14 protein-coding genes are annotated in these 22473 nt (G+C 45.3%); 6 read left to right on the top strand and 8 right to left on the bottom strand.

The genetic code is table 11. From position 1 onward, the window contains the following. The 6 genes from GO493_RS09140 to GO493_RS09115 form a co-directional block, all read right to left on the bottom strand. Window positions 1–1611 carry an MBL fold metallo-hydrolase gene (locus GO493_RS09140; protein WP_157305841.1) on the bottom strand — a complete coding sequence of 537 codons (1611 nt, stop codon included), beginning with the start codon at window positions 1609–1611 and terminating at the stop codon, window positions 1–3. Further along, a complete protein-coding gene (locus GO493_RS09135; RefSeq protein WP_157305840.1) occupies window positions 1608–2330 on the bottom strand; it encodes a thioesterase II family protein in 723 nt (240 codons plus the stop codon). Before GO493_RS09135 ends, GO493_RS09140 begins: the two co-directional genes overlap by 4 nt. A 144-nt stretch (window positions 2331–2474) precedes the next feature. Continuing rightward, window positions 2475–5576 carry a non-ribosomal peptide synthetase gene (locus GO493_RS09130; RefSeq protein ID WP_157305839.1) on the bottom strand — a complete coding sequence of 1034 codons (3102 nt, stop codon included), beginning with the start codon at window positions 5574–5576 and terminating at the stop codon, window positions 2475–2477. A gap of 258 nt (window positions 5577–5834) precedes the next feature. Next, on the bottom strand, window positions 5835–7412 hold the full coding sequence (locus tag GO493_RS09125; protein ID WP_157305838.1) for a DHA2 family efflux MFS transporter permease subunit: 1578 nt from the start codon (window positions 7410–7412) through the stop codon (window positions 5835–5837). Between the two features lie 2 nt (window positions 7413–7414). Further along, a complete protein-coding gene (locus GO493_RS09120; protein ID WP_157305837.1) occupies window positions 7415–8491 on the bottom strand; it encodes an HlyD family secretion protein in 1077 nt (358 codons plus the stop codon). Between the two features lie 23 nt (window positions 8492–8514). After that, window positions 8515–9804, bottom strand: coding sequence for a TolC family protein (locus GO493_RS09115; RefSeq protein ID WP_198315657.1), 1290 nt, complete (start codon window positions 9802–9804; stop codon window positions 8515–8517). A 204-nt stretch (window positions 9805–10008) separates the two neighbouring features. On the opposite strand from GO493_RS09115, the gene GO493_RS09110 reads away from it, so the two are divergent. From GO493_RS09110 to GO493_RS09090, 5 genes are all read left to right on the top strand, one after another. Further along, window positions 10009–10500, top strand: coding sequence for a MarR family winged helix-turn-helix transcriptional regulator (locus GO493_RS09110; protein ID WP_157305835.1), 492 nt, complete (start codon window positions 10009–10011; stop codon window positions 10498–10500). A gap of 182 nt (window positions 10501–10682) precedes the next feature. Then, window positions 10683–12836 (top strand): xanthine dehydrogenase family protein molybdopterin-binding subunit, encoded by a 2154-nt coding sequence (locus GO493_RS09105; RefSeq protein WP_157305834.1) that lies wholly within the window; start codon window positions 10683–10685, stop codon window positions 12834–12836. A gap of 84 nt (window positions 12837–12920) precedes the next feature. Then, window positions 12921–13790: a glycoside hydrolase family 43 protein gene (locus tag GO493_RS09100; protein ID WP_157305833.1), complete on the top strand. Its 870-nt coding sequence runs from the start codon at window positions 12921–12923 to the stop codon at window positions 13788–13790. A 12-nt stretch (window positions 13791–13802) separates the two neighbouring features. Then, window positions 13803–14156, top strand: coding sequence for a hypothetical protein (locus GO493_RS09095; protein ID WP_157305832.1), 354 nt, complete (start codon window positions 13803–13805; stop codon window positions 14154–14156). 572 nt (window positions 14157–14728) lie between these two features. Next, entirely contained in the window at window positions 14729–15736 is a 1008-nt protein-coding gene (locus tag GO493_RS09090; RefSeq protein ID WP_198315655.1) for an endo alpha-1,4 polygalactosaminidase, read from the top strand. A 208-nt stretch (window positions 15737–15944) separates the two neighbouring features. Here the strand turns inward: GO493_RS09090 and GO493_RS09085 are convergent, their stop codons facing one another. Together GO493_RS09085 and GO493_RS09080 are read right to left on the bottom strand one after the other, a co-directional pair. Next, window positions 15945–16745 carry a hypothetical protein gene (locus GO493_RS09085; protein WP_157305831.1) on the bottom strand — a complete coding sequence of 267 codons (801 nt, stop codon included), beginning with the start codon at window positions 16743–16745 and terminating at the stop codon, window positions 15945–15947. Window positions 16746–16883: 138 nt separating this feature from the next. Beyond that, a complete protein-coding gene (locus GO493_RS09080) occupies window positions 16884–21320 on the bottom strand; it encodes a WGR domain-containing protein (RefSeq protein ID WP_157305830.1) in 4437 nt (1478 codons plus the stop codon). A gap of 260 nt (window positions 21321–21580) precedes the next feature. On the opposite strand from GO493_RS09080, the gene GO493_RS09075 reads away from it, so the two are divergent. Next, a complete protein-coding gene (locus GO493_RS09075) occupies window positions 21581–22333 on the top strand; it encodes a hypothetical protein (protein WP_157305829.1) in 753 nt (250 codons plus the stop codon). Window positions 22334–22473: the final 140 nt, after the last annotated feature.

The following is a 22473-nucleotide window of genomic DNA, read 5'->3' as shown; positions in this document are numbered from 1 at the left end:
TTAAAACACTACCTCTCTCTCGTATAATAACTCCTTCTCTCCATACAACCTCTCGGCAATGATACCCCTTTCGGTACATTCAACTACCAACCTGTCTGATTGTATGATAGGATCAGATTCGGCAGTATACTTGGTACTGGTAATAAACTCTATCCAGGGCTCCTGTCCCATGGCATAGACATACACTTCCTTCGGGTTAAAAATGTTAACGAGAGACATACCGCGTGAACAGTCAGACCCCGAAAGCCTTCTGCTGTTATCCTGGTCTCTCGGTAGCTTCTTCGTAAGCAGCGGACCATATAACCAGCTCAGCGGGGCGCCATGGCACTCCATACCCAGGAAAATAACATCCACATCGCCTATCACATCATGTACATGCGTATAAAGACCCGGCTCCAGTATGCGGGAATCTGCCATGAACATAAGTTTAAACTCACCGATACGTATCAGGAAACAAAGCTTCGAAAGAATATTCATATCACTATGCTCTCCTGTAAAAGGAATACCTGTGATAGTAGCATCGGCAAACCTCACTGTTTCCATTTCATCCAGCTCAATGATATTATTAAAACCAATACTGTTGAACATCAGCTTCAGGTCAGGATCTTCCAGCTTACCGCCTTTGGAACGTGGTACAACAATATTCCTGATCTTATGCCTGAGCGGCAGTAGCGTTTCAAAAAGAATATGGTCCTGGTGGTTATGCGTAATGATAACATAATCTATCACATCCGGCAGGTCAGCATCAGAGAAATGCTCCACATCCGAATGATAGCCATAGTAACTGATCAGCGGATCTGCCAGTATGCACACATCTTTCGTTTCAATAAGAATACAGGCATGGCCAAAATACCTCATCCTTATTTTATCGCCTGTATATTTATCATATGTAGGATGCGGCTCTTCTGTAAAAAAGGTCTCAAAAAGAGGTTCCTGCCTTGGCGTAATACCCAACAGATCACGTATATAGGAAAGCGGCTTAGGGTTCCTCTTCATTTTAGCCAGTTCATCTATAGCAGCATTATCAAAGGCAATATCAAGCTGCAGTATATTACTGTCTGCCAGCCTGGGCGTACTCAGGCAGAAAGGCCTGTGGTCATTATCTGTCAACCACAACGCCAGGCTCTGTGCACTTTTATCGAAGTACTCGCTTTCAAAAAGCAGCGACTCAAAAAACCGGAAACCGGGATTGCCGTTACGATCATAATGCAGCTCTACATACCCCTTTAACAACGGCGGCACTTTAGCATACAACTCTTCCACGCCATAACCTTTAGCCTCCGTAGCCAGCATCTGGTCAAGCTGCTTTACCGCTTCTGCAAAAGCCAGCATATTGGCCCGCTTACGAACAGTCTCCTCCCTCAGTTGTTTAACATCCTCAATACGGCCTTCCGGTATATCCATAAAAGGCCCTCCCAGCAGTTTCGGGTTACGGACCGCCTCAGCATGTACCTCCGGCGCATCGATATACGAATCGATGATCTTCAGATGTCTTCCCACAATATTCATAGCAGCAGTAGCCGGAGAGATAAGATGACTCCAGGCATACCACTTGTCTACCAATGGCTCAAATACCACATTGGGTTTCAGGTATACTTCTTTTTCTGTCATACAGAGAACGTTTTATAAGATTTGAATAAATTTTCTGTTATCGTTTTCAGGATCTCCTGCACATTGTCAAAGATGAAAAAATGCTTCCCTTCCATCTTCTTAAACTCTACCTGGTAAAGCGTTTCCTCCTGCCACAGGCTTATATCGTCCTCCTTCATCTTTTCACCGGTACCGGTAATAACGGTGAGTGGAAAATCGAACCTGCGCCCTTTCTCATACTCATAAGATTCAACGGCATAAAAATCAGCACGGATGATCGGCTCTATAAAATCAAGCAGCTCTTCATTATCCAGGAAGCCGCTGGGAAATCCATCCAGCTCTTTAAGCTTAAGAAAGAAATCTTCTCTCGGCAACAGGTACCACTTCTTTTCTTTCCGGCTGAGTGAAGACGGGCCCGTAGTACCTGTAATGAAAAAATGTAAAGGGGCAGGCCCGCCGTTACCAATTATCTGGCGTATCAGCTCAAAACCTACAGTAGCTCCCATACTATGCCCATATATGGCATACTCGGTATCTATGACCTGGCTTTTCAGTGTCCTGTATAAGTCTGTTGCTATATCCCTTATGTTGTTCATCAGTGGCTCCCTGAGCCGGTCCCCATGACCGGGGTATTCCAGTGGAATAATGTTTGCATGCGGCAGTCCTGCCTGCTCATACTTCCGGTATGAGTACCTGTTTCCTCCCGCAAAGGGTAAACAATACAAATTAATTTTTCTCATTACTCATCAGTTGAATTGACTCTCGTATCAGCCCCGCAAAGAGAGCTTTTATACCGCGCTACAAAGACGGGTTAACCGTTTACACGAACAAAGGCATAAAACAATCCTGGCTTCGATTGCAATAATTTTAATATCCACATACACTCAGCATAATTCTATATAATCAAAACGCTTCTCTTCCACATCAGTGATCATCCCCGCCAGCTGGCGGATAGTTGGCGATGAAAAAATATCTGACATATTGATTACAACATTCCATTTTTCATAGATGGCATTTGCCAGCATTCCCACCAGGAGCGAATGTCCTCCCAGCTCAAAAAAATTATCCGTTACACTAACCTCTTTTACACCCAACAACCCCTTCCAGATATCTTCAAGTAACCGCTCATTCCTGCTTGCAGGAGCTATCTTTATACTATTCCCCGTTACATTGCTCAGCAATGCACAGAGCGCAGCCAGATCAGGCTTTCCTCTGTCAGTAAGAGGGAACGCCTCCAGGCGTATAAATTTATATGGCGCCATATACGCGGGCAGATAACGCTGCACAAAATCACGTAGGGCTTCATCCCCGGGAAATACTTCACTGCTGCTGTCAGCAACCAGGAATGCAGCAAGCCCTCCACCCTGTAATAATGAAGTGTCTTTCATCACTATCGCACCACTGACGGCCGGATGTTGTTCAAGTACAGCAGCAATCTCCCCCGCTTCTACCCTGATGCCTCTTATCTTCAGCTGTGCATCATCACGCCCTTCATAAAACAGGGTACCATCATCCGTATAATATCCCAGGTCGCCGGTCTGATACAGCTTTCCACCAGGAGAAAAAGGATGGTCCACAAATTTTTCCTGCGTCAGTACCGGGTTATCTTTATACCCGCTGGCCAGACAGGCCCCGCCTATATAAATATCTCCCACAACGCCCGCTGGCTGTAGCTGACGGCATTTGTCCAACACATACACCTGGCAGTTAACAATAGGTCTCCCTATAGGTATAATTTCCTCCTGCCCGCTAACACGGTGATAGGAAACACATACGGTACCCTCCGTAGGGCCATACGTATTAAACACCCTGATGCCGGCTGCCAGCAGGTTATTAATATGAACAGGCAATAACACATCGCCACCGCTGATAACAGTATGCAATGCCCCTGCTTTTAAATGCGTATTTATCTGGCTGATGATAAGCGGAGTAGAACTGATAATAGTGATCCCTTCCTGCGGTATTACATCATACAATTGCTGCATATTCCTGCGCTCTTCCAGTATATGCACCCTTCCTCCCACACCCAGCAGGGGAAAGATCTCTTCCACAGAAATATCAAAGTTGACAGACGCCATCTGCAGCATAACATCGCCGGCGCCCGGGGTAAAATAGTCCTGGAAATTGCATATGTAATTGATCATAGCTGCATGGGAAACAGCCACTCCTTTCGGAGTACCATTAGAACCGGAAGTATAAATGATATAACAGTCCTGCGCCGGTCTTATCTCTGCTATTGCTGCTGTAGTCTTTACCACAGGTATGTCTTCTGCCAGCAAAACCTCAGTATCTTCCTGCAATCCTTCCGGCAGCAATACAGCTGTTGTCAGCAAAGTATTGCACCCTGTACTTTTCAGGATAGCTTTTATTCTCTCCACCGGCTCCTCCGGGTCCAGCGGAACATAAGCCCGGCCAGCCATCATACTTCCCAGCATTGCCGCAATCATAAACGGGGTCCTGGGCAACAGCAATGCCACCAACTGCCCCTTCTGCTGACGGAGCGTTTCTGCAATACCCAGCGCACGAAAATGCAACGCTGAATAGGTCAGGCTCTCATCATTACCGGAAACAGCTGTCCGCTCAGGAAAACGCTTCACTGCCTCCAGCCACATCTCCGTAAAAGAGGAATACCCCCAGGTGCGCAGGCTTCCGGCCAACATACTTATTACTGCATCTCTCACACGTTCAGGCATGATCCACATATCAGCTACACGCTTATCCTGCTGCCTGTCCAGTTGGGTAACCAGGAATTCCAGCCCCCCGGCCATTTCCTCTACTGTACGCTTATCAAAATATGCTTCATTATATACAAACCGGATATCAAATCCCTGCTGGTAATAATCTCTTATATAAATAGCCAGCGGCTCAGCCTCATAGTGATTGGAAAGGGCCGTTGCAGTAGCATTCACATCTCCCAGCTGATGGGCAAAATCAAAATCTTCATACGAAACCCTGACCTGGTACAGCCCTTCATGCTGCTGATGCAGTTTAAGATCTTTCACAAGATTGCCGTATTGATAACGCTGATGCTTCAGACACTCATACATCTTCTGCTTAACATTCTTCAGCAACTCCGGGAAAGTGGCTTGAAGGTCCACCTGGAACTGCGGACAAATAAGATTCATAAACACACCTGCCGTTGCTCTGTATACCTTCCTGGTACGGTTCAGTACCGGCAACGCAAGAGATATCTCTTCCCTTCGGCACGTACGGCCCAGGTATATTAACAGCAGGCTGACAAGTACCTGGAAAACAGATGCCCTGCCGGAACTGGCAATCTCCTGCAACGTCTGCTTTACTTCAGCGCTGACAGACAGGGTGATCGCATTTCCCGTATGAACAGGTACATTGCCCAATTTTTTCTTACGGAATAACGGCGCAGGCAATGCCCTGTATTCTGACAACCAGAATTGCCTGTCTGCCGCAGATTCTGCTGATTGGTAATATGCTGCGTCTTCCAACGCATAATCAGTATAACTATATTGTGGAAAATCGGGCTGTACGCCACCGGTAACAGCTGTATACCCGGCGGCCATCTGGTCCAGCAACAATTTAAATGACCACCCATCACTGATAAGATGATGCAGTTTGGCATAGCAGTAATACCTGCTTTCACTCACTTTAATCAACACCAGGCGAAATAGATAATTATCTTCCAGTACAAATGGTACAGAGAAATCCTCTTCCATCCATTGCAAAGCAAAATGGTCACCATTGGCACGCTCGCTCATATCAACTATCCTTAATGAAAATGATTGAGCCGCATTCTTTATATAATATCGCAATACATTATTCTCCTGCAGAAAGATGGCAGAATATATTTCCTGACTCCTTAACACAGCCTTCAAAGCCGCCTCCAGTGCAGACGGATCAAGCATTCCTTCAAATAAAGCATAGCCACCTATATTATACTTGGATGGACTATCTGTAATCAACTGGTCTAACCAGATTAACTTCTGAGTTAACGTAGGGTCCAATAGTGTCATTAATATGTGTTCTTACAGCTTCTTAAAAATCAGTGTGCTTGTGTGTGGCATCTGGGCTATTCTGGGTTATGGGTTTCTTTAAACGGCTTTAAGGTAAATAAATTTTCTGAAGTGACAAGTCACCTCTCACAAAAAAATTATAAAAATAAAAAGAGGCCATCTCTTCTTTTAAGATAGCCTCTTTTTTATATACACCAGTACAGGAATATACCGGTGGTCTGCTTAACCTACAACTGTTACACTGTTATATATTTTTTATTAATGCGCTCCTCCTATATCTGCTATTTCCCCTTTTTTGATCTTTGCCAGGAAAACCAGCGGAAGGATGATCGCGCAAATAATACCGATCATCATAAATCCTTCACTATATGCCAGTATGGAGGATTGTGTAGACAACGAGCCATTCATGATGCCCATTGCCATTTGCCTGGCCTGCTCTCCCGTCTTCCCGTTAGCCTGCAGCTGCAGCATAATGCCCTGCATCCTTTCATTAGATGTCTGGCTGTAAAGAGACAGGTTGCTCATAAGATCTGCATGATGCGCTGCTATCCTGCGGGTTATATATGTATTAAGAGCAGCAATCCCTACAGATCCTCCCAATAACTGCAACATATTAGACAAACCTGAAGCCTGACCTATATCTTTCCCCTTCAGACCAGCCAGGGTAAGACTGGCAGCAGGTACGAAAATAAACCCGAATCCAAGCCCCCTCACCAGCTGTGGCCACAGAAACTCCCATTCCCCGGCAGCAGGGGTGGCCAAACGGTACAGTATATACGCAAAAGTGATCACCATACCGAAGCCGAAAATGAGAAGTATCCGCGGACTAATACCCTTCTTGATCAACGCGCCGTTCACTCCCATCAGCATACCCGTCAGGAAAGCAGATGGTAATATAAGTAACCCTGTCCTCGTTGCATTCCAGCCTAAAAAACTCTGTACAAACACAGGATACAGGAATACCGAACAGTAAATAGCTATACCGAAAGCAAAACGCAGGGCCGATCCCACCGCCACATTCCGGTTACGCAATACACGAAGATCTATCACCGGGTTCTTAGTGGTCAGCTCTCTTACAATGAAAAGAATGATACCGGTTATGGCCAGAATAAAAAAGAATATGATAAAATTACTGGAAAACCAGTCTTTCCTCTCCCCTTCTTCCAATACCATCTGCAAACTGCCAACACCGGCAATCAAAGCCAGGATACCCCAGTAGTCGATCTTACCTGACAGCTTTTTCTTCCCTCCCTTTATAAACTTCCAGGACAGGATAGCAGCAATGATACCAACAGGTATATTGACATAAAATATCCAGCTCCAGGAATAGTTATCAGTAAGATAACCTCCCAGCACAGGCCCCAGGGTAGGCCCCATTACAATGCCGGCGCCAAAGATACCATTCGCCTTATCCAGCTCTTCCGGCGGAAAGGTTTCTACCAGTACCGTCTGAGCGGTGGCCAGTAAAGCCCCCCCTCCTATACCCTGCACAAAACGCCAGGCCACCAGTGTCCAGATAGAACCGGAAAAACCGCACATAAAAGAGGCAACGGTGAACAGGATAACAGAGGCGGTGAAATAGTTCTTCCTTCCAAACACATCCCCCAGGAAGCCGGTAAGCGGTATGATCACTATATTGGAAATCGCATAGGCAGTGATCACCCACGCCGTTTCTTCAACAGTGGCGCCTAAATTTCCGGATATCTGCCGGATGGCCACATTAACGATAGACGTATCTATCAGTTCCATGATCGCACACGTGATCACCGTAATAGTGATCAGCCACTTACGTGCCCCCACCTCATAAGTCGGTTTTGCATCAACTGCAAGTTCCATGATCAGTTAGTTTTAACTTTTACATAAACACTCATGCCGGCGCGGAGCGGATACTTCTGGCTATGATTCTCAGCGATGACAATTTTCACTGGCACACGCTGGGTTACTTTCACAAAGTTACCGGTTGCATTATCCGCCGGCAGGAATGAGAACTTTGCTCCCGTAGCCTGCGCAAGAGATTGTACCGTTCCGGTAAAAATAGTATCAGGATAAGCATCCACTTCTATCTCTGCCTCCTGCCCCGCATGCATCTTCTTCAACTGGGTCTCCTTGAAATTGGCCACTACCCAAACCTGCTTATCATTGGCAATAGCCATCAGCGGTGTTACAACAGACACTACCTGCCCTACCTGCGCATTCTTCTTTGATATCACACCGTCTACAGGCGCCAGTATCGTACAATAGGAAAACTGTAACTTCGCCGCGTCCAGGTCTGCCTGCGCCTTCTTAACGGCCAGCTCCGCCAGCCCTACAGATGCCTGCGTGCCTGAAAACTGGCTACGCGCATTCTCCACCTGGTACTTGCTGGCATCTATCTGTTTCAACTGCGCATTCCGTTGGCCAATAGCCGTCTGCAGCCTCGCTTCTGCATCTACCCTATCTGCTTTCACTTTATCAAACTGTTGCTGGGTTGCCGATTTCTGCTCCAGCAGCTGCGCATAACGCTCATAATTCTTCTCCGCTACAGACAGCTGCGCCTTTGCCGACTCAACAGCAGCCTCAGACGATGCCAGGTTGGCTGATACTGCGCCTGAACTGGCAGTAACGTTAGAAACACTCACACCGGCAGATGTACTGTTAATAGAGGCTACCTTCACATTCTGCATAGCCTGCTCCAGAACAACCTCAGACTGCTGAACCGCAATCCGGAAAGCTGCATCATCCAGTACCAGGAGAGTATCTCCCTTCTTCACATGCTGATTATCAACTACCCGAATATCAACCACAGTACTGCTAACCTTCGGAATGATAGGGCTGATATCTGCTTCCAGCTGCGCATTATCCGTACTCTCGCCTGAACAGGCAGCTATCAATAAAGAAACAGCAGATAAAATGAAATAAGTATGTATAGCTTTCATGATGTGATGTAGTTTAAATTTAATTATTTGGCGGATTCGCCTGTCGATCTGATCAGTTTTCTGTAGGCAAGTTCAGCATTAGCCTTGGCCGTAGCCAGGTTCAGCTGCGCCTGCAGCAATTTTGAATTGGCGTCAAGGAAGTCTGTCGGAGTAGTGGTTTGCGCATTAAGCCTGTTCTGTTCCACCCTGTAGTTCTCTGTAGCCTGTTCTAATTCCGTCTGCACTAACGTCATTTTATCCAGCGTCTTCTTATATTCCTGGTAATTGCTATTTACCTCCACCTGTATATTCTCTGTGGCCTGCTGTGTATTACTTTTAAGCTGCACAAGACTAAGCCTGTTCTCCCTCACCCTGGCATGATTGGTATATAAGGAAGATAACTGCCACGCCAGGTTCACCCCCGCATAAGCTGAATAATTATATTTGTTAACGTTGGGTATTACACGCTGGTTAGGTTTATCATAATTATAATTACCTACCAGGCTCACCGTCGGGAAATAATCTGCCCTGGCTGCCTTTATCCTGTAATCAGCCGCTTCACTGTGCAGCTTAAAGCTCTTAAGCTCAGCCCTCTGTGACAATGCCGTATTTATATAGGTCTGTAAAGGGCCTGCAACAGCCACAGGATGGAGATAATCGTCCGGTATCTCGATCTCCGTAGCCGGATCAATACCCATAGTTATACAGAGATTATAATTCAGACTGGCTGCAAGACTTGAAATATCTGCCAGATTGGAACGCAACCTGGTAATAGAAAGGTCGATCTGCAATACATCATTGGCTAGTACTATACCCTGTACACGGAATGTTTCCTGGTCGTCACGCTTCTTACTAAGCGCTTCAATATTCGATAATATGATCCTTTGCGAAGCTTTTGCGTTGTAGAGATTAAACCAAAGGTCTGTAACCTGCTGCTCCAGGTCCAATACATTTTTATTATAGTCTGACCTGGCAGCTTCAGCTTCCTTCCTGAAAGCCTTCGTACCATAGGTCACTTTTCCTCCGCTGAACAACAGCTGCGTAAGCTGCACGGAATTGTACGACTGGTTCAATATCTGTGAGTTGATGTTAAACGAGCCGGATGGCAGCGTAATAATAAAAGGTTCTATATTATTACTCAGCCTCCGGTAACTGGCATTCACATTCACTTGTGGCAGCGCATTGGCAGAGGTCTGCGCAATCTTTGCTTCAGCCATCCGATATTGCAGGCTATCTGCACTCAACCGGCTGCTATGATTACGTGCCAGCCCGATAGCCTCCTGCAATGACAGGCGCCTGAGCTGCTGTGCATAGCTAAGTACGGGCAGCAGCATGAATATCGGTATGCACCGAAAGATCATGTTCTTCGACGATAACATTTGATTATTGTTAATTTAGAGAATAGAGTGACTTTGATATTCCCCTGGAATATCTGAACTTTAAGGCCCTTAAAATTTCGAAACAAAAGTAATCAATGTTTACTAATTTAGTAAACATTGATTACTATATTTTCTGTATTTTTGACAAAACTGCGACAAATGAGCATCGATGAACGCCTACAGGAACTGGAAGATAAAGACCATGAAAGATGGCAACGATTAACCTATCTGATGAGGAAACACCTGGACATATGGACGCATAAATACATTAAACCGTACTGGAAAGAAATGAAACTCTCCTATATGCCGGTACTCTTTAATATTGATGTCCAGGGTAGTACCGCTATGGATATTTCCCGGGCAACAATGATACGGAAGCAGACCGTTAGCCGTACCATCAAAGAGCTGGAAGAAAAAGGCATAGTTACCAGCAAGATCAATAAAAATGACAGAAGAAGCGAGTTGCTTGAACTGACGGAGAAAGGGAAACAACTGGCGCTGGATGCCCAGCTGGAAGCAAAAAGACAGGAGGAGATCTATAAAGGGCTTGTAGGTGAAAAGAAATACGCCATTGCCATGGAAGTAATCAACAAGATAATAAATTACCATGAAAGCCTGGATATAGGAGAAGATGAATATTACGGCGACTAAACATAAAAAAGGCCGTCTTCGATCAGTTCGGAAACGGTCTTTTTAATTTCAGCATCTATACCATGGAACTTGCCCTCCCAAAACATCCTTTCATCAAATATGCCTGATGAAAGTAACCTGTCATGCTTATCTTAGTGACATCAGCTTTTCAGGATTAATCACACTCACTGACTTTTAAAGCTATGGAAAAAAAACAGTCCCTTTCCAGGAGAACTTTCCTGCAACAGGCAGGCCTGTCCGGCATTGCCCTTACCATTGGCTGTTACTGGCCCGGACTGGGCAAAACCACCGGCCAGATCGTTCATGCGGAAGATGCCTCTACAGAGCTGATGGCATGGATCTCAATAGACAATACCGGCAAGGTAACCATCTTTAATCACCGCTCCGAAATGGGACAAGGTACCTGGCAGGCAATTCCACAGATCATCGCAGAAGAACTGGAAGTCAGCATGGACCAGGTAAGTATCCGGTATACTGCCGCCCATCCTAAGAAATATGGCCCGCAACCACAGGAAGGCAGTTTTTCCATACGCGGCTGGTGCCAGCAATTATTACAGGTCGGCGCCTCCGCCAGGGAAATGCTTATCGACGCCGCAGCAAAACAATGGCAGGTCAGGACAGAAGAATGCTATGCAGAAAACGGACAGGTAATACACCACAACACAGGGAAAACACTCAGCTACGGTGCACTGGTAAAAGATGCTGCACAACTCCCCCCGCCACAACAGGTTAAACTGAAAGAACGTAAAGACTATAAAATCATAGGCAAGCCTCTGCATCGTAACGATACAGTCATCAAAACCAACGGCGCGGCCGTATTCGGAATGGATAAAAAGCTGCCGGGCATGCTCTACGCAGTAGTAGAACGCAACCCGCGCTTCAGAGGCAAAGTAAAAAGCTTCGACGACTCAGCTACAAGGTCTGTCAAAGGGGTAAAGCACGTCTTTACAGTACAAAGGGCCGTTTTCGGTTTATTATTCGAAGGCGTAGCCGTAGTGGCAGATTCCTCCTGGGCTGCTATGCAGGGCCGCAAGCTGCTGAAAGTTGAATGGGACGACAGCGGCTTTGAACACCTCAATTCTGAGCAGCTTTTAGCCAGGATGCAGGAAGACCTCCACAAACCGTTGCCATCAGAAGTATTTGAAACAGCCCTGAAAAACTCCGCCGTCAATATAGAAGCTGCATACGAAATGCCCTATCAGTCACACAGCTGCATGGAGCCCCTGAACTGCACAGCCCATGTAAAAGAGAACAGCATCGAAATATGGGGGCCCATACAGGAAGCCAACTGGATACAGGCAGACCTCAGCGAAAGATTTCACATGCCGGTTGAAAACATTACAGTGAATATGACCTTTCTCGGCGGGGGCTTCGGCAGAAAGGCCTTCACAGACTATCCGCTGGAAGCGGCGCTTATCTCCCAAAAAATAAAAGTACCGGTACAGGTCATGTGGACCAGGGAAGATGACATGACCATGGGGCCCTTCCGCGCCGGGGCACTATACAGATGCAGAGGCGGCATAGATACACAAAAGAAGATAGCTGCATTCCAGGTCATTTCCGCTTCACAGTATATAGGCCCGGGAGCTGATAAAGATGCTCCGCCACAGCCTGTATCTGTAAACGCCAATCACATAGACGGGCTGTTAAGCAACTACTGCCAGTCAATACCATGCTATAGCTTTGGCGGCATCATGACAAGGTCTCCCATCCCTACTATGTGGTGGCGCGCTCCCGGTGCTAATGTCGACGCCTTCGCCTGCGAAAGCTTCATAGACGAGCTGGCACACCTTGCCTCACAGGATCCGCTCACATTCAGGAAAGCCCATCTTACCTCTCACCGCTGCCAGGCACTGGTAGATAAACTCGCAGCCGCCAGTAACTGGGATTCACGGCGCAGGAACGATGGATGGGGAGTGGCTCTTACAGAATGCTTCGGCAGTATGGTAGGACAGGTAGTAAAAGTGTCCCGCAAAGAAGACAATAAGGTCAGGATCGATAAAGTATTTGCTGTGATAGACTGCGGCTGGTACGTAAACCCCGATATTATCCGCGCACAGCTGGAAGGAAGCATTATAATGGGACTGGGGGCAGCAACGCACCACGCCACACACTTTAAATCGGGTAAAGCTGTTGAAAAGAACTTCAGCACCTACCCCATGCCCCGCATTAATGAGATCCCCGAAATAGAAGTGCATATCATGGAGAACAATGAAAAGCCCGGCGGTGTCGGAGAACCTGGATTACCAGCCTTTGCCCCGGCGTTATGCAATGCTATCTTTGACCTGACAGGCAAACGCATACGCAGATTACCTTTTAATCTGGAAGAAATATAGATACTTTACAACAGACCCATCTTCACAGCCTGGTAACCCGGGGCTAAAGGCATAAAGTTTGCAGAAAACCAACAAACTGCAAAAATGAAAAACCCGGTCATCACACATAAATTCACTGCAGACCCAACAGTAATTGTACATAATGATACCGTATATCTTTACACCGGTCATGATGAACCTCCTCCTGCTGTTGATGACTACGTGATGAAAGACTGGCTCTGCTTTTCCTCGGCTGATATGATCAACTGGCAGGAACACCCCTCCCCGTTGAAGGCCACAGACTTCAGCTGGGCTAAAGGTGATGCCTACGCCTCCAAAGTGATTGAACGGAACGGCCGGTTCTACTGGTACGTAGCCGTAACACACGCTTCCATTCCGGGCAAAGCTATTGGCGTGGCTACAGCAAGCCATCCCACAGGACCATTTACAGACGCCATTGGTGCAGCCCTCATTGATACTACCCACATCCCTCCCACAGACAATGAAAAAGCTAACCTTGATCCTTCAGTACTTATTGATGACGACGGACAACCATACATCTTCTGGGGCAGCAAACAATGCTATTACACAAAACTCAGTTCAAACATGATCGAACTGGCTGATGTCCCTTCATTAATTTCTCTGCCAGGCTTCATGGAAGGTGTACATGTATATAAAAGGAATGGCTGGTATTATATCATGTACGGTTATGAATTCCCGGAGAAAGTAGCCTATGCAATGAGCAGAAACATTCAAGGGCCATGGGAATTTAAAGGCATTGTCAACGATGTTGTATTTAACTGTGAAACTAACCGGCCAGCTACACTCGATTTTAAAGGTCAGGCCTATTTCTTCTACCATAACGGCGCACTTCCGGATGGCGGTAGCCATAGGCGTTCCATATGCGTAGATGATCTTTTTTATAATGAAGACGGTACTATTCAACAGGTCATCCAAACAAGGCCTGATAATTGAGATCTTTGTAACATGAGGAAATTCATCTGCACAGCACAGGGTATATACTACCTGGCCACCGGCATCTGGCCTATCCTGCACATCGGTAGCTTTATGCTGGTAACCGGCCCTAAAACAGATATATGGCTGGTTAAAATGGTGGCATTACTGATTATCTCAGTGGGTATAACCATCCTCGTAATGAGCAGGGCCCGAACTAAATTCATGGTATTGAACTATACTTCCGCCCTGAGCTTCCTCATCATCGATACCTACTATTCGCTGACTGACATCATCTCCGATATCTACCTGGCCGATGCAGCAGTTGAGGCACTGATAATTATACTGCTGGCATTAAGTCCTCCCACGCCCCGCCAAAAAGAGTAGTTACGGGTGATCCATATGGTTTCCGGCAATAACATAACGTTACTAAACAAAAATAAAGATGGCGCCTCAACGACGCCATCTTTTAAATCTAATTGGTACAATTAGAATTCCCCTGTCTGTATCATTAATAATTTACAGTAATTCCTATATTAAACGCTGCTGCAGTCAGTGAAATAAGGCTGAAGAAAAATGCTGATACCAGCACTCTGAAAGAAGATAACATATTGTCCACTAAAAATTTCCGCAAAGTTATTATTGCAGGCACAGCATAATGATCGGATCGGGAATTTAATTTACGCAAACGGGAAAAATTTACATTCTGCGTATAAACGCAATATTCCATCATGGAAACCCCTATCCGGCTGGTACATCACTATCACTTTTTTCCCCGTAACCTGACTTCTATGAAGTATATAGTCAACACTTTATTTATTTACAGCCCGGACACCATCCCAATTTTAGAAGCATTAACAATTCGTAATATTTCTCAAAGTAGTAACTTGCCGCCGAAAATGCGATCCCTCCCGTTACACAGGATGTTTCGTTCTTCTGATTATACCATATTTAAATCTATGAAAACCAGAAAACAAGTACTGTTCGCACTGCCCATGCTACTGAGCATCTTGTCCTGCTCTAAAACGGAAACAACCAGTCCGGCAGAACCTGACCAGCAGAAAGTAACCGCTACTGACTACCGCCAGGAAATGCGGAATTTCGTGATCGGCATCAGCCAGTATGCCAAGGCAAAGAATTCTCAGTTCGCTATCATCCCTCAGAACGGAATAGAACTGATCACCTCTAATGGAGAATCTGACGGTACCCTGGTACAGGCCTACGTTAACGCTATCGATGGCGTCGGACAGGAAGACCTCTTCTTCGGCTATGATGAAGATAACCAGCCAACACCTTCTGCTGACAACCTGTACATCAGGGAATTCCTCAACAGGATCAAGACCGCCAAAAAGGTGATGGTAACGGATTATTGTTCCGGGAAAACCAACATGGACAAGTCTTACAGCTCCAACAACAGCAACGGCTATATTTCCTTTGCTGCCGATCAGCGTGACCTGAACAACATCCCTGCTTACCCGGCCCAGCCTTATGGTGTGAATACCAATAATATCACCAGTCTGTCCCAGGCAAAAAATTTCCTCTACCTTATCAATCCTGAGAAATTCTCCTCCAAGAAGCAGTTTATCGACTCTGTAAAGACCAAAAACTACGACGTGATCTTAATGGACCTGTTCCTGAACGACGTTGCATTTACCGCCACAGAGATCGATCAGCTTAAAACAAAGGCCAATGGGGGCAAACGTCTGGTTATCTGCTACATGTCTATCGGAGAAGCCGAAGATTACCGTTACTACTGGCAGAGCACCTGGCGCGTTGGTAACCCTCCGTTCATCGTAGCAGAAAATCCTGACTGGCCGGGTAACTATAAAGTACAGTACTGGAACGCCGACTGGAAAAGCATCATCTACGGTAACGATGCTTCTTATACCAAAAAGCTGATCGACAGCCACTTCGACGGCGCTTATCTCGACATTATCGATGGTTTCGAATACTTCGAGAACAACTAGACTTTCCCTCTCATAATACTACAATGATGCAGTATGCTTAATGCTGCTGCATCATTCCTTTTACTCCTACCGCGGATTTGGTGGATTAAGATCAAATCTTGGATGAGGTTCAGGGTTGATCGGAATACCATTTATGTAGAACGTATAACCTGCACAACCTTCTGATAATACAACTAATACCAAAAGGACCAGCAGCAACCAATAGGATTTACCTTTTGTAATCATGATAATAGTTTTTTAGTAAATTGAGAGAATAAGAAAAGGTTAAAGCATATCTGGGGCGCTTCAATAAATAATCAGTTATTTCAAAACCAATACCCAATGCCTGTTTCTTTGAAAGTTTCACATATGATAAAAGGCCTGTGCTGATGTCATATCCTGACCATTCAACTACAGCATTCGTCTGACGGAAAACGGGCACCGCTATGCTATAGAACGGATTCAGGTTTCCACTTCCATCTACAGTGAAATTTTTCTCTTTCCTGAACAATCCATTACCCGCTCCAACAGTTAAAGCTATATAACTGAATGCTGTTCCTATCTTCCTTTTCTTACTGACCAACAGAATAGTCCCTGAGCCGAAATAGCTTCTTTGAGCAGCCACTGCGTTCTCTGGCAAGCCCCAGAAAGTAAGGTTTTGAACGCCAACTTTTAAATATATCGCTCTGAAAAGCAGCTTACTGATATCTATGTTAAAGCTGCCTTCCCCAAAATTCCCCTTGCTTCCATACCTGTTGGAAACACCCATAATACTGACGGATGCCCCGATACCAATATATCTTATAGGGTCGCCCAGACCAGCATAGACGCCGGCATTAGCATCTGGCCTCCCCCCGCTCCGCGTTTTATGCTGACCGGCTATTCCCACGCCAATTGTCCCAAAGTAACCTCCTATCCCTGAAGGGTTCTCGATAGATATACCGGCAATGTCAATTGCTGAAGTGTCTTTTTGCGCTAAACAATTTGGGATATAGAATAAGAGTAGAATATGGAGTAAACATTTCTTCATTTAAAATGGTTATTGAGGTTCTCTGTATGGTCCTAAGGTAGAACAGCCAGGACTTCTCAACAATACCAACTAGTTTGTATTTTAATTAAGAAGCCCGGCTTCTTTCGAAACCGGGCTTCTTAATTAAATCTTCAGACATTACAGCTTTACCGTCTCAATATACTCATCAGTTAATATCCCCTGCTCTCTCAGTTTCAGTTTATTGATCTTTGCAACCACCTTCTCCAGGTCCTTTTGATACTTGGCATCAAAGCCTGTTGCTTTATGTAAAAGCAACGCATAGGTCTCGTAGAAAAGGTCCAGCACATCTTTTCTTTCTATCGGCGCCACCGTTTTCATCGTAACCTTGATATGCTTAAGCCCTTCCTCCACGGTTTTCAGATCTGCTGCCGTTTCATAGTAATGATAGGCTAAACTGTTATGGGCGGCACGCAGTGCAGCGCGTATAGGATTAAACTCCTCCAGGTAATCCCACAGGGTGATCTTGCTCAGTTCAGCAATGGTATTGCGGCATAATGCAAGCGATTCATCTTTCCTGCCGGCCTCATAAAGCGCATAACGCTGGTAGTCCCAGACATATGCCCATAACCTCGTTTCTGAACACTGTGCATCTTTAAGCCGCTTCTCAGCCTGATCAAGTATTTCGATGGCCTGTATGTAGCTCTTATCCTGTATCAGTAAAGTTGCTTCACGCATCTGGTTGCCAAATTCCTCCTGGCTGAATTCATATACACCAGGTACATCCGGCAGCTGGAAGGTAGCATAAGGATATGTCAACCAGGTCTCATCGGCTATTTTCTGCGATTTGGCAATGTCCTGCGATTTACGCCAGTATTCTGTAGCCTTATCTGCATCTCCTTCCAGAAAGTAGCTCCAGCCAAGATAGTAAGCAGATTGATGCAGGTAAGCCGGATCAGCGTCCCGGGTAGTCTCCGCCTCTCCTAATTTCTTCCTCGCCTCTCCGTAATTCTTATCAATGATCAGCCCTAGTCCCAGGTTTACCAGCAGATAATCCACTGAAAACCTGTTCTTGTATTTTATAAAGAGCATCTCATAAACAGCTCTATACTGCGCGTGCGGAATATATTTACCCAGCTTTTTGTTCTTCAGAATGGCTCCTGCACAAAACGCCTCTGTACGCAGTTCAACAGGTACAAATTTTATATTGGCTATATCCTGGCGTATCGCCAGTTCACAAACCTTCTCTGTACGCATAGATAAAGGAACAAATTCCAGCGCCGCGCCATAATCCATAGAGCAGGCCTTTTCACACATCTGCTTTGTCACAAATTGTTCAGGCACAAACTGGAAATCGTATGAGCTCTTTTCTACCGCAATATCACAGATTTTTTGCGTGAGATATTTCTTTGGCAGATCATAAATGCGTTCTTCAGCCTTGAGAGCTTTAATAATAAAATCCTCATCCCAGAAGCAGGCCCATACCTTATCAAAAATGTCATAAGTAAACTCTGACTCATCAAAAAATTTATCCACTACCTTGCCCCGTTCGTTCCAGCCGTATGAAGCAGCCCTTTCTTTAAATGCCGGTAAATGCCCCAGATGCTTCTTATAATAGCCATAGCTCCGGCTGTGTATCCGCTCAACATCTATATGCTCAAAAATATCAATACCGTATTTCTTTACAGCTTCTCCCATCCGCTTTACATCTGACCGGGATCCCCAACGCCATCTCTCCCTGTCATATTGTTCAACAATGAAAGGCCATTCCGGCTCCTGTCCGTACTTTCCGGCAGCATACTGGTATATCTCTGTATCCACCAGTTCGGCCGGGATCTTTTCAATAACATGAATACCCAGGTCAATAGCCTGTTTAATGCATTCATTACCATAATACTTTGAAGGCAGGTCCTTGTGATGCGTGCTTTGCAGGTTGCCGCCGGCAATAAGCGCAATATTCATCCGCTCATCCCTGAATGCTGCCGGCACATGCTCATAATTGTATTGATTTTCCGTTACCGCACGGAAGCACAGCTCATACGTCAACTGCTCCTTTGGCACATATTTCAGGTCAACACCATGCGGATGCACCTGGTACACCTGTTCTGTAAGGAATTCAGCTGGTATCTCCTGGTAATAACAAGGTTCCTCCCTGTTCACCGCCAGCAGGATAATTTCCTGTGTATACAGCTCAGGTTTGAAACAGGCTATCACCCGGCCTCTTACATCATATTCCCCCTTCGTTTTATGCTCCAGCAATGCCTGTAACATATCTTTCGTGCGGTATTGCTCCGGTATCGTCAATAATTTACTTTCAAGCCATTCATGGGGAAACTCACCCACCTTTTTATACATATCCGGCCCATATTTACCCAGCATGTCAGCAAAGAACTGGTCCCAGTATGCCTGGTCCTTTACAGCCGCTGCCGGCTTCTGCGTATCCCAGTTCACAGTCACCGGGTCTCCGTATATATAATGAAGACTGGTATGCTGCGCATAAGGCTGTGCTCTGGCGCTTTTTTGAACAGCAACCTGGTAGAACCTGTCCGCCTTTTTTTCATCTCCCTGAAGATGGTAGATCAATCCCAGCAACCAGTTATTGCTGAAAATGCTTCTTTTTTCAACCGATCTTTCCAGGTAGCCTTTAGCTTCCTCCAGCTTATTCTGGAAAATAAGCGCTTCTCCTATTATCCGTAACACAAAATATGCTGACTCATCCTTTTTCAATGCCGCATTCGCCAGTTCAATAGATTTATCATATTCCCCGGTACGTACAGCACATAAAGCAGCTTCCTGCAGACAGGTATATTCATATTTAACTTTCTCCGGAGTATAAGGAATACCCTTGATGAAGGTCTCCTTCGCCTGTCCGTATGCCTTCTCATCAACCAGGCATTTACCTGCATGATAGTAAGCCAGGTAATAACCAGGAGCTTTCGTGAACGCTTCTTTAAAACATTGGTAAGCGCCGGCATTATCTTCTTCCTTTTTCAGGCGCAGGCCTTTATATGTCAGTTTAATACCTTCCAGCGTAACTCCTTTCTGCAGCACTGGCTGATTGTTCTTCAGCGCCTCATAAACAGAACGGACACTGATGTTCAGCGTATCATGCCCGGAATCTTCCAGGGTATAACAAAGGTCCGGAAGGAAGGCATAAGCATAATCGTGCCAGGGTAAAAAAGCATTATCTGTTACATAAGATGATAGCTCATCGTAATTGTACAGGGCCGTGATCACTGTTTCCGGTGCAAATTCAAAACAACCCAGGTCATAGAACCAGGAGAAGAAATACGGCGCGTTAATGCTCCGGAAAGGCATGGAATGTACTACCTCATCATCTTCTCCCCAGGCAGAAGCAACATAACGGATGGTTTCTGTACCTCCGGTCTTCTGAAAATATCCCAGGCTAATGTAATCAACAGTTGTATTGCCGGTAACATAGTAAGCTGTAGTCTCCGTAATCTTGCCTTTTATGGTCATATTACCGCGCACCACAAGAAGATCTATATTACTATTCGGGATCTGCAGGTCTCCATCAATATGCAGGTCCCCGTCACAATAATAAATAGCGTTCATGTACTCTTCAAAATATTCCCGCTCGCTTTCATAATTGCCGGAGTAGGTATTATCTTCTCCTTCATCCCAATATTCAAATAGCTGATCTACGTTCAGAGCATCCAGTACTTCGCCATAAGAAACAGCCTTCAGACCATGCTTTTCAATGAAAGCCTTTGCTGCTGCATCCTCATCTTCATTCTCCCCTGTTTCCTCGTCTGCTTCATCAGTGTTAACAGTTAATGCCTCGAAAGCTGCCGTACCTATAAAAGATTTCAGCGAGGCCTTCGTTTCCAGCAGAGGTGATAAGGCCTGCAGAAAAGCCTCATCACTTGTATTTCTCAATGCCTGGGGGAAATGAATGCTATTTATCCTTCCCAATGGGTCACTGACAAAGATCCTCATTTCATCTCCATGGATGATCATCCCCAATACCCAGCAACATTTCAATAAGAAAGGGGCTTCTTCATCCAGCAGTTTGAACTTGCACCTGTAAAAACCCTCATAGAACTTTAAAAAGCCATACAGGCTATTCCCATTAATGCCTTCAGCATTATAACAATATACCGCACAAATAAAATCGTCTTTGCTAAAAAAGAGAGACCCTTTCTCCAGCCAGAAATCAACGTATTCCTCCGGCATCTGGAAACCGGCAGCAGCTTCCATCTCTTCAATATTCTCATCTGTTACAGGTACAGTTTCCAGCTCTCCCTCATACTTTCCATCAGCCAGGTGCTGCGCAAGCGCCAGCAGGTCTCCGAATAAATGCTGTGGTAGCGCAGAACCGTCGGTTTTGGATGTAACTGGTTCAGGAGCAGCTGCTTCGGGGCTAACAGTTTCAGGGCCGCCTTCTTCACTGATCGGGCTATACCCTTTCTTAGTCTTTTCAGCTATCAGCTTTTCAGCTGCTTTTCTGCACTCTTCTTCAGAAGTGAATTCCTTGGTTTGAATTTGTCCCTGAGTACCAGCTTTACCATAATAAACCGTAAACTGGCTACCTGCAATCTCGATGTCCCAGAACTTATGTGATTTTCCGTCCTGGTAAATAAATCTGGTTCTCATGTAAAATGTTTGTTAACAATTGTTCCTGTTATTTCCATGCTAATATTTGTTATTGAGGCTACGTATAATCAGCACAGTAACAATATAGTTGGCCATTCGCCGGCCAAATTAGGATAAAGGCGGGGAATTTAAAATAGCTATTTTTGGGTAGTATCCACAAAAACGGGCAATTACTAAATCATGAATAAGCCCCTCACTCGCAACATAACAACTTGCGGGTTTTTGCCTTATATTCGTCATAAACGAACCAGGAATTTCTTATGAAGGCATACGCATTAATCATTTTCACACTATTTACCTTAACAGGCTATTCACAAACCACCATCAACAATTACAAATATGTACTTGTTCCTGAAAGATTCGAATTTTCTAAAGAAGACGACCAGTATGGCCTGAATACCGTAGCAAAGCTGCTGCTGGAAGAGAAAGGATTCACCGCATTTGTCGGTAACAGCGGATTACCACCGGAGGTAGCTACCAATAAATGCAATGCGCTTAAAGCTGAAGTAACACAGAAAAAAGGACTGTTCAGCACCAACCTTACCCTGGTCCTGAAAGACTGCCAGGACAATATCATCTTTAAAAGCAAAGAAGGAAAAAGCAGGGAAAAGGAATTTCCCATTGCATACAACCTCGCTCTCAGAGATGCTTTCTCTTCACTGAACGATGTACCATATAAATATGACGGCGCCATAGCCACACAAGCACAGGCAACTACCCCGGCACCTGCACCGGTATCAGCTCCGGCACCTGCTCAGGTCCCTGCAGCTCCGCCAGCCTCAGTTACAATCCCCACAGGGACCTTATATGCACAAACCACTCCCACCGGGTATCAGCTGATTGATACCACTCCCAAAAAAGTATTAACACTGTTTAAAACATCCGCACAGGACTATTTCATAGCTGAAGATGGAACAACAAACGGTATTGTCTTCAAAAAAGACAGTGAATGGCTTCTGGAATACTACAAAGACGGTAAACTCGTTTCTCAGAAACTAGAGATAAAATTCTGATCACAGCATATATTATTAAGCTCTTTTACTTATTGGCTTCCCATACCCTGAATAGATTTAAACTATTAAATTATAGAATTAATTGATTTTACCTATATTAGTAATATCATAATTTTAGCCCCTGAACAACAACATCAGTT

The organism is Chitinophaga tropicalis (assembly GCF_009758205.1).
Lineage (GTDB): Bacteria > Bacteroidota > Bacteroidia > Chitinophagales > Chitinophagaceae > Chitinophaga > Chitinophaga tropicalis.
Note: the sequence above shows the minus strand (reverse complement) of the source record. Positions and strands in the feature narration are given on the sequence as shown.

Coding starts and splice junctions, on each gene's coding strand:
- GO493_RS09130 (WP_157305839.1), bottom strand. CDS start 5,576: ATGACACTATTGGACCCTACGTTAACTCAGAAGTTAATCTGGTTAGAC.
- GO493_RS09075 (WP_157305829.1), top strand. CDS start 21,581: ATGAAGGCATACGCATTAATCATTTTCACACTATTTACCTTAACAGGC.
- GO493_RS09135 (WP_157305840.1), bottom strand. CDS start 2,330: ATGAGAAAAATTAATTTGTATTGTTTACCCTTTGCGGGAGGAAACAGG.
- GO493_RS09125 (WP_157305838.1), bottom strand. CDS start 7,412: ATGGAACTTGCAGTTGATGCAAAACCGACTTATGAGGTGGGGGCACGT.
- GO493_RS09080 (WP_157305830.1), bottom strand. CDS start 21,320: ATGAGAACCAGATTTATTTACCAGGACGGAAAATCACATAAGTTCTGG.
- GO493_RS09090 (WP_198315655.1), top strand. CDS start 14,729: ATGAAAACCAGAAAACAAGTACTGTTCGCACTGCCCATGCTACTGAGC.
- GO493_RS09095 (WP_157305832.1), top strand. CDS start 13,803: ATGAGGAAATTCATCTGCACAGCACAGGGTATATACTACCTGGCCACC.
- GO493_RS09140 (WP_157305841.1), bottom strand. CDS start 1,611: ATGACAGAAAAAGAAGTATACCTGAAACCCAATGTGGTATTTGAGCCA.
- GO493_RS09105 (WP_157305834.1), top strand. CDS start 10,683: ATGGAAAAAAAACAGTCCCTTTCCAGGAGAACTTTCCTGCAACAGGCA.
- GO493_RS09115 (WP_198315657.1), bottom strand. CDS start 9,804: ATGCTGCTGCCCGTACTTAGCTATGCACAGCAGCTCAGGCGCCTGTCA.
- GO493_RS09085 (WP_157305831.1), bottom strand. CDS start 16,745: ATGAAGAAATGTTTACTCCATATTCTACTCTTATTCTATATCCCAAAT.
- GO493_RS09120 (WP_157305837.1), bottom strand. CDS start 8,491: ATGAAAGCTATACATACTTATTTCATTTTATCTGCTGTTTCTTTATTG.
- GO493_RS09110 (WP_157305835.1), top strand. CDS start 10,009: ATGAGCATCGATGAACGCCTACAGGAACTGGAAGATAAAGACCATGAA.
- GO493_RS09100 (WP_157305833.1), top strand. CDS start 12,921: ATGAAAAACCCGGTCATCACACATAAATTCACTGCAGACCCAACAGTA.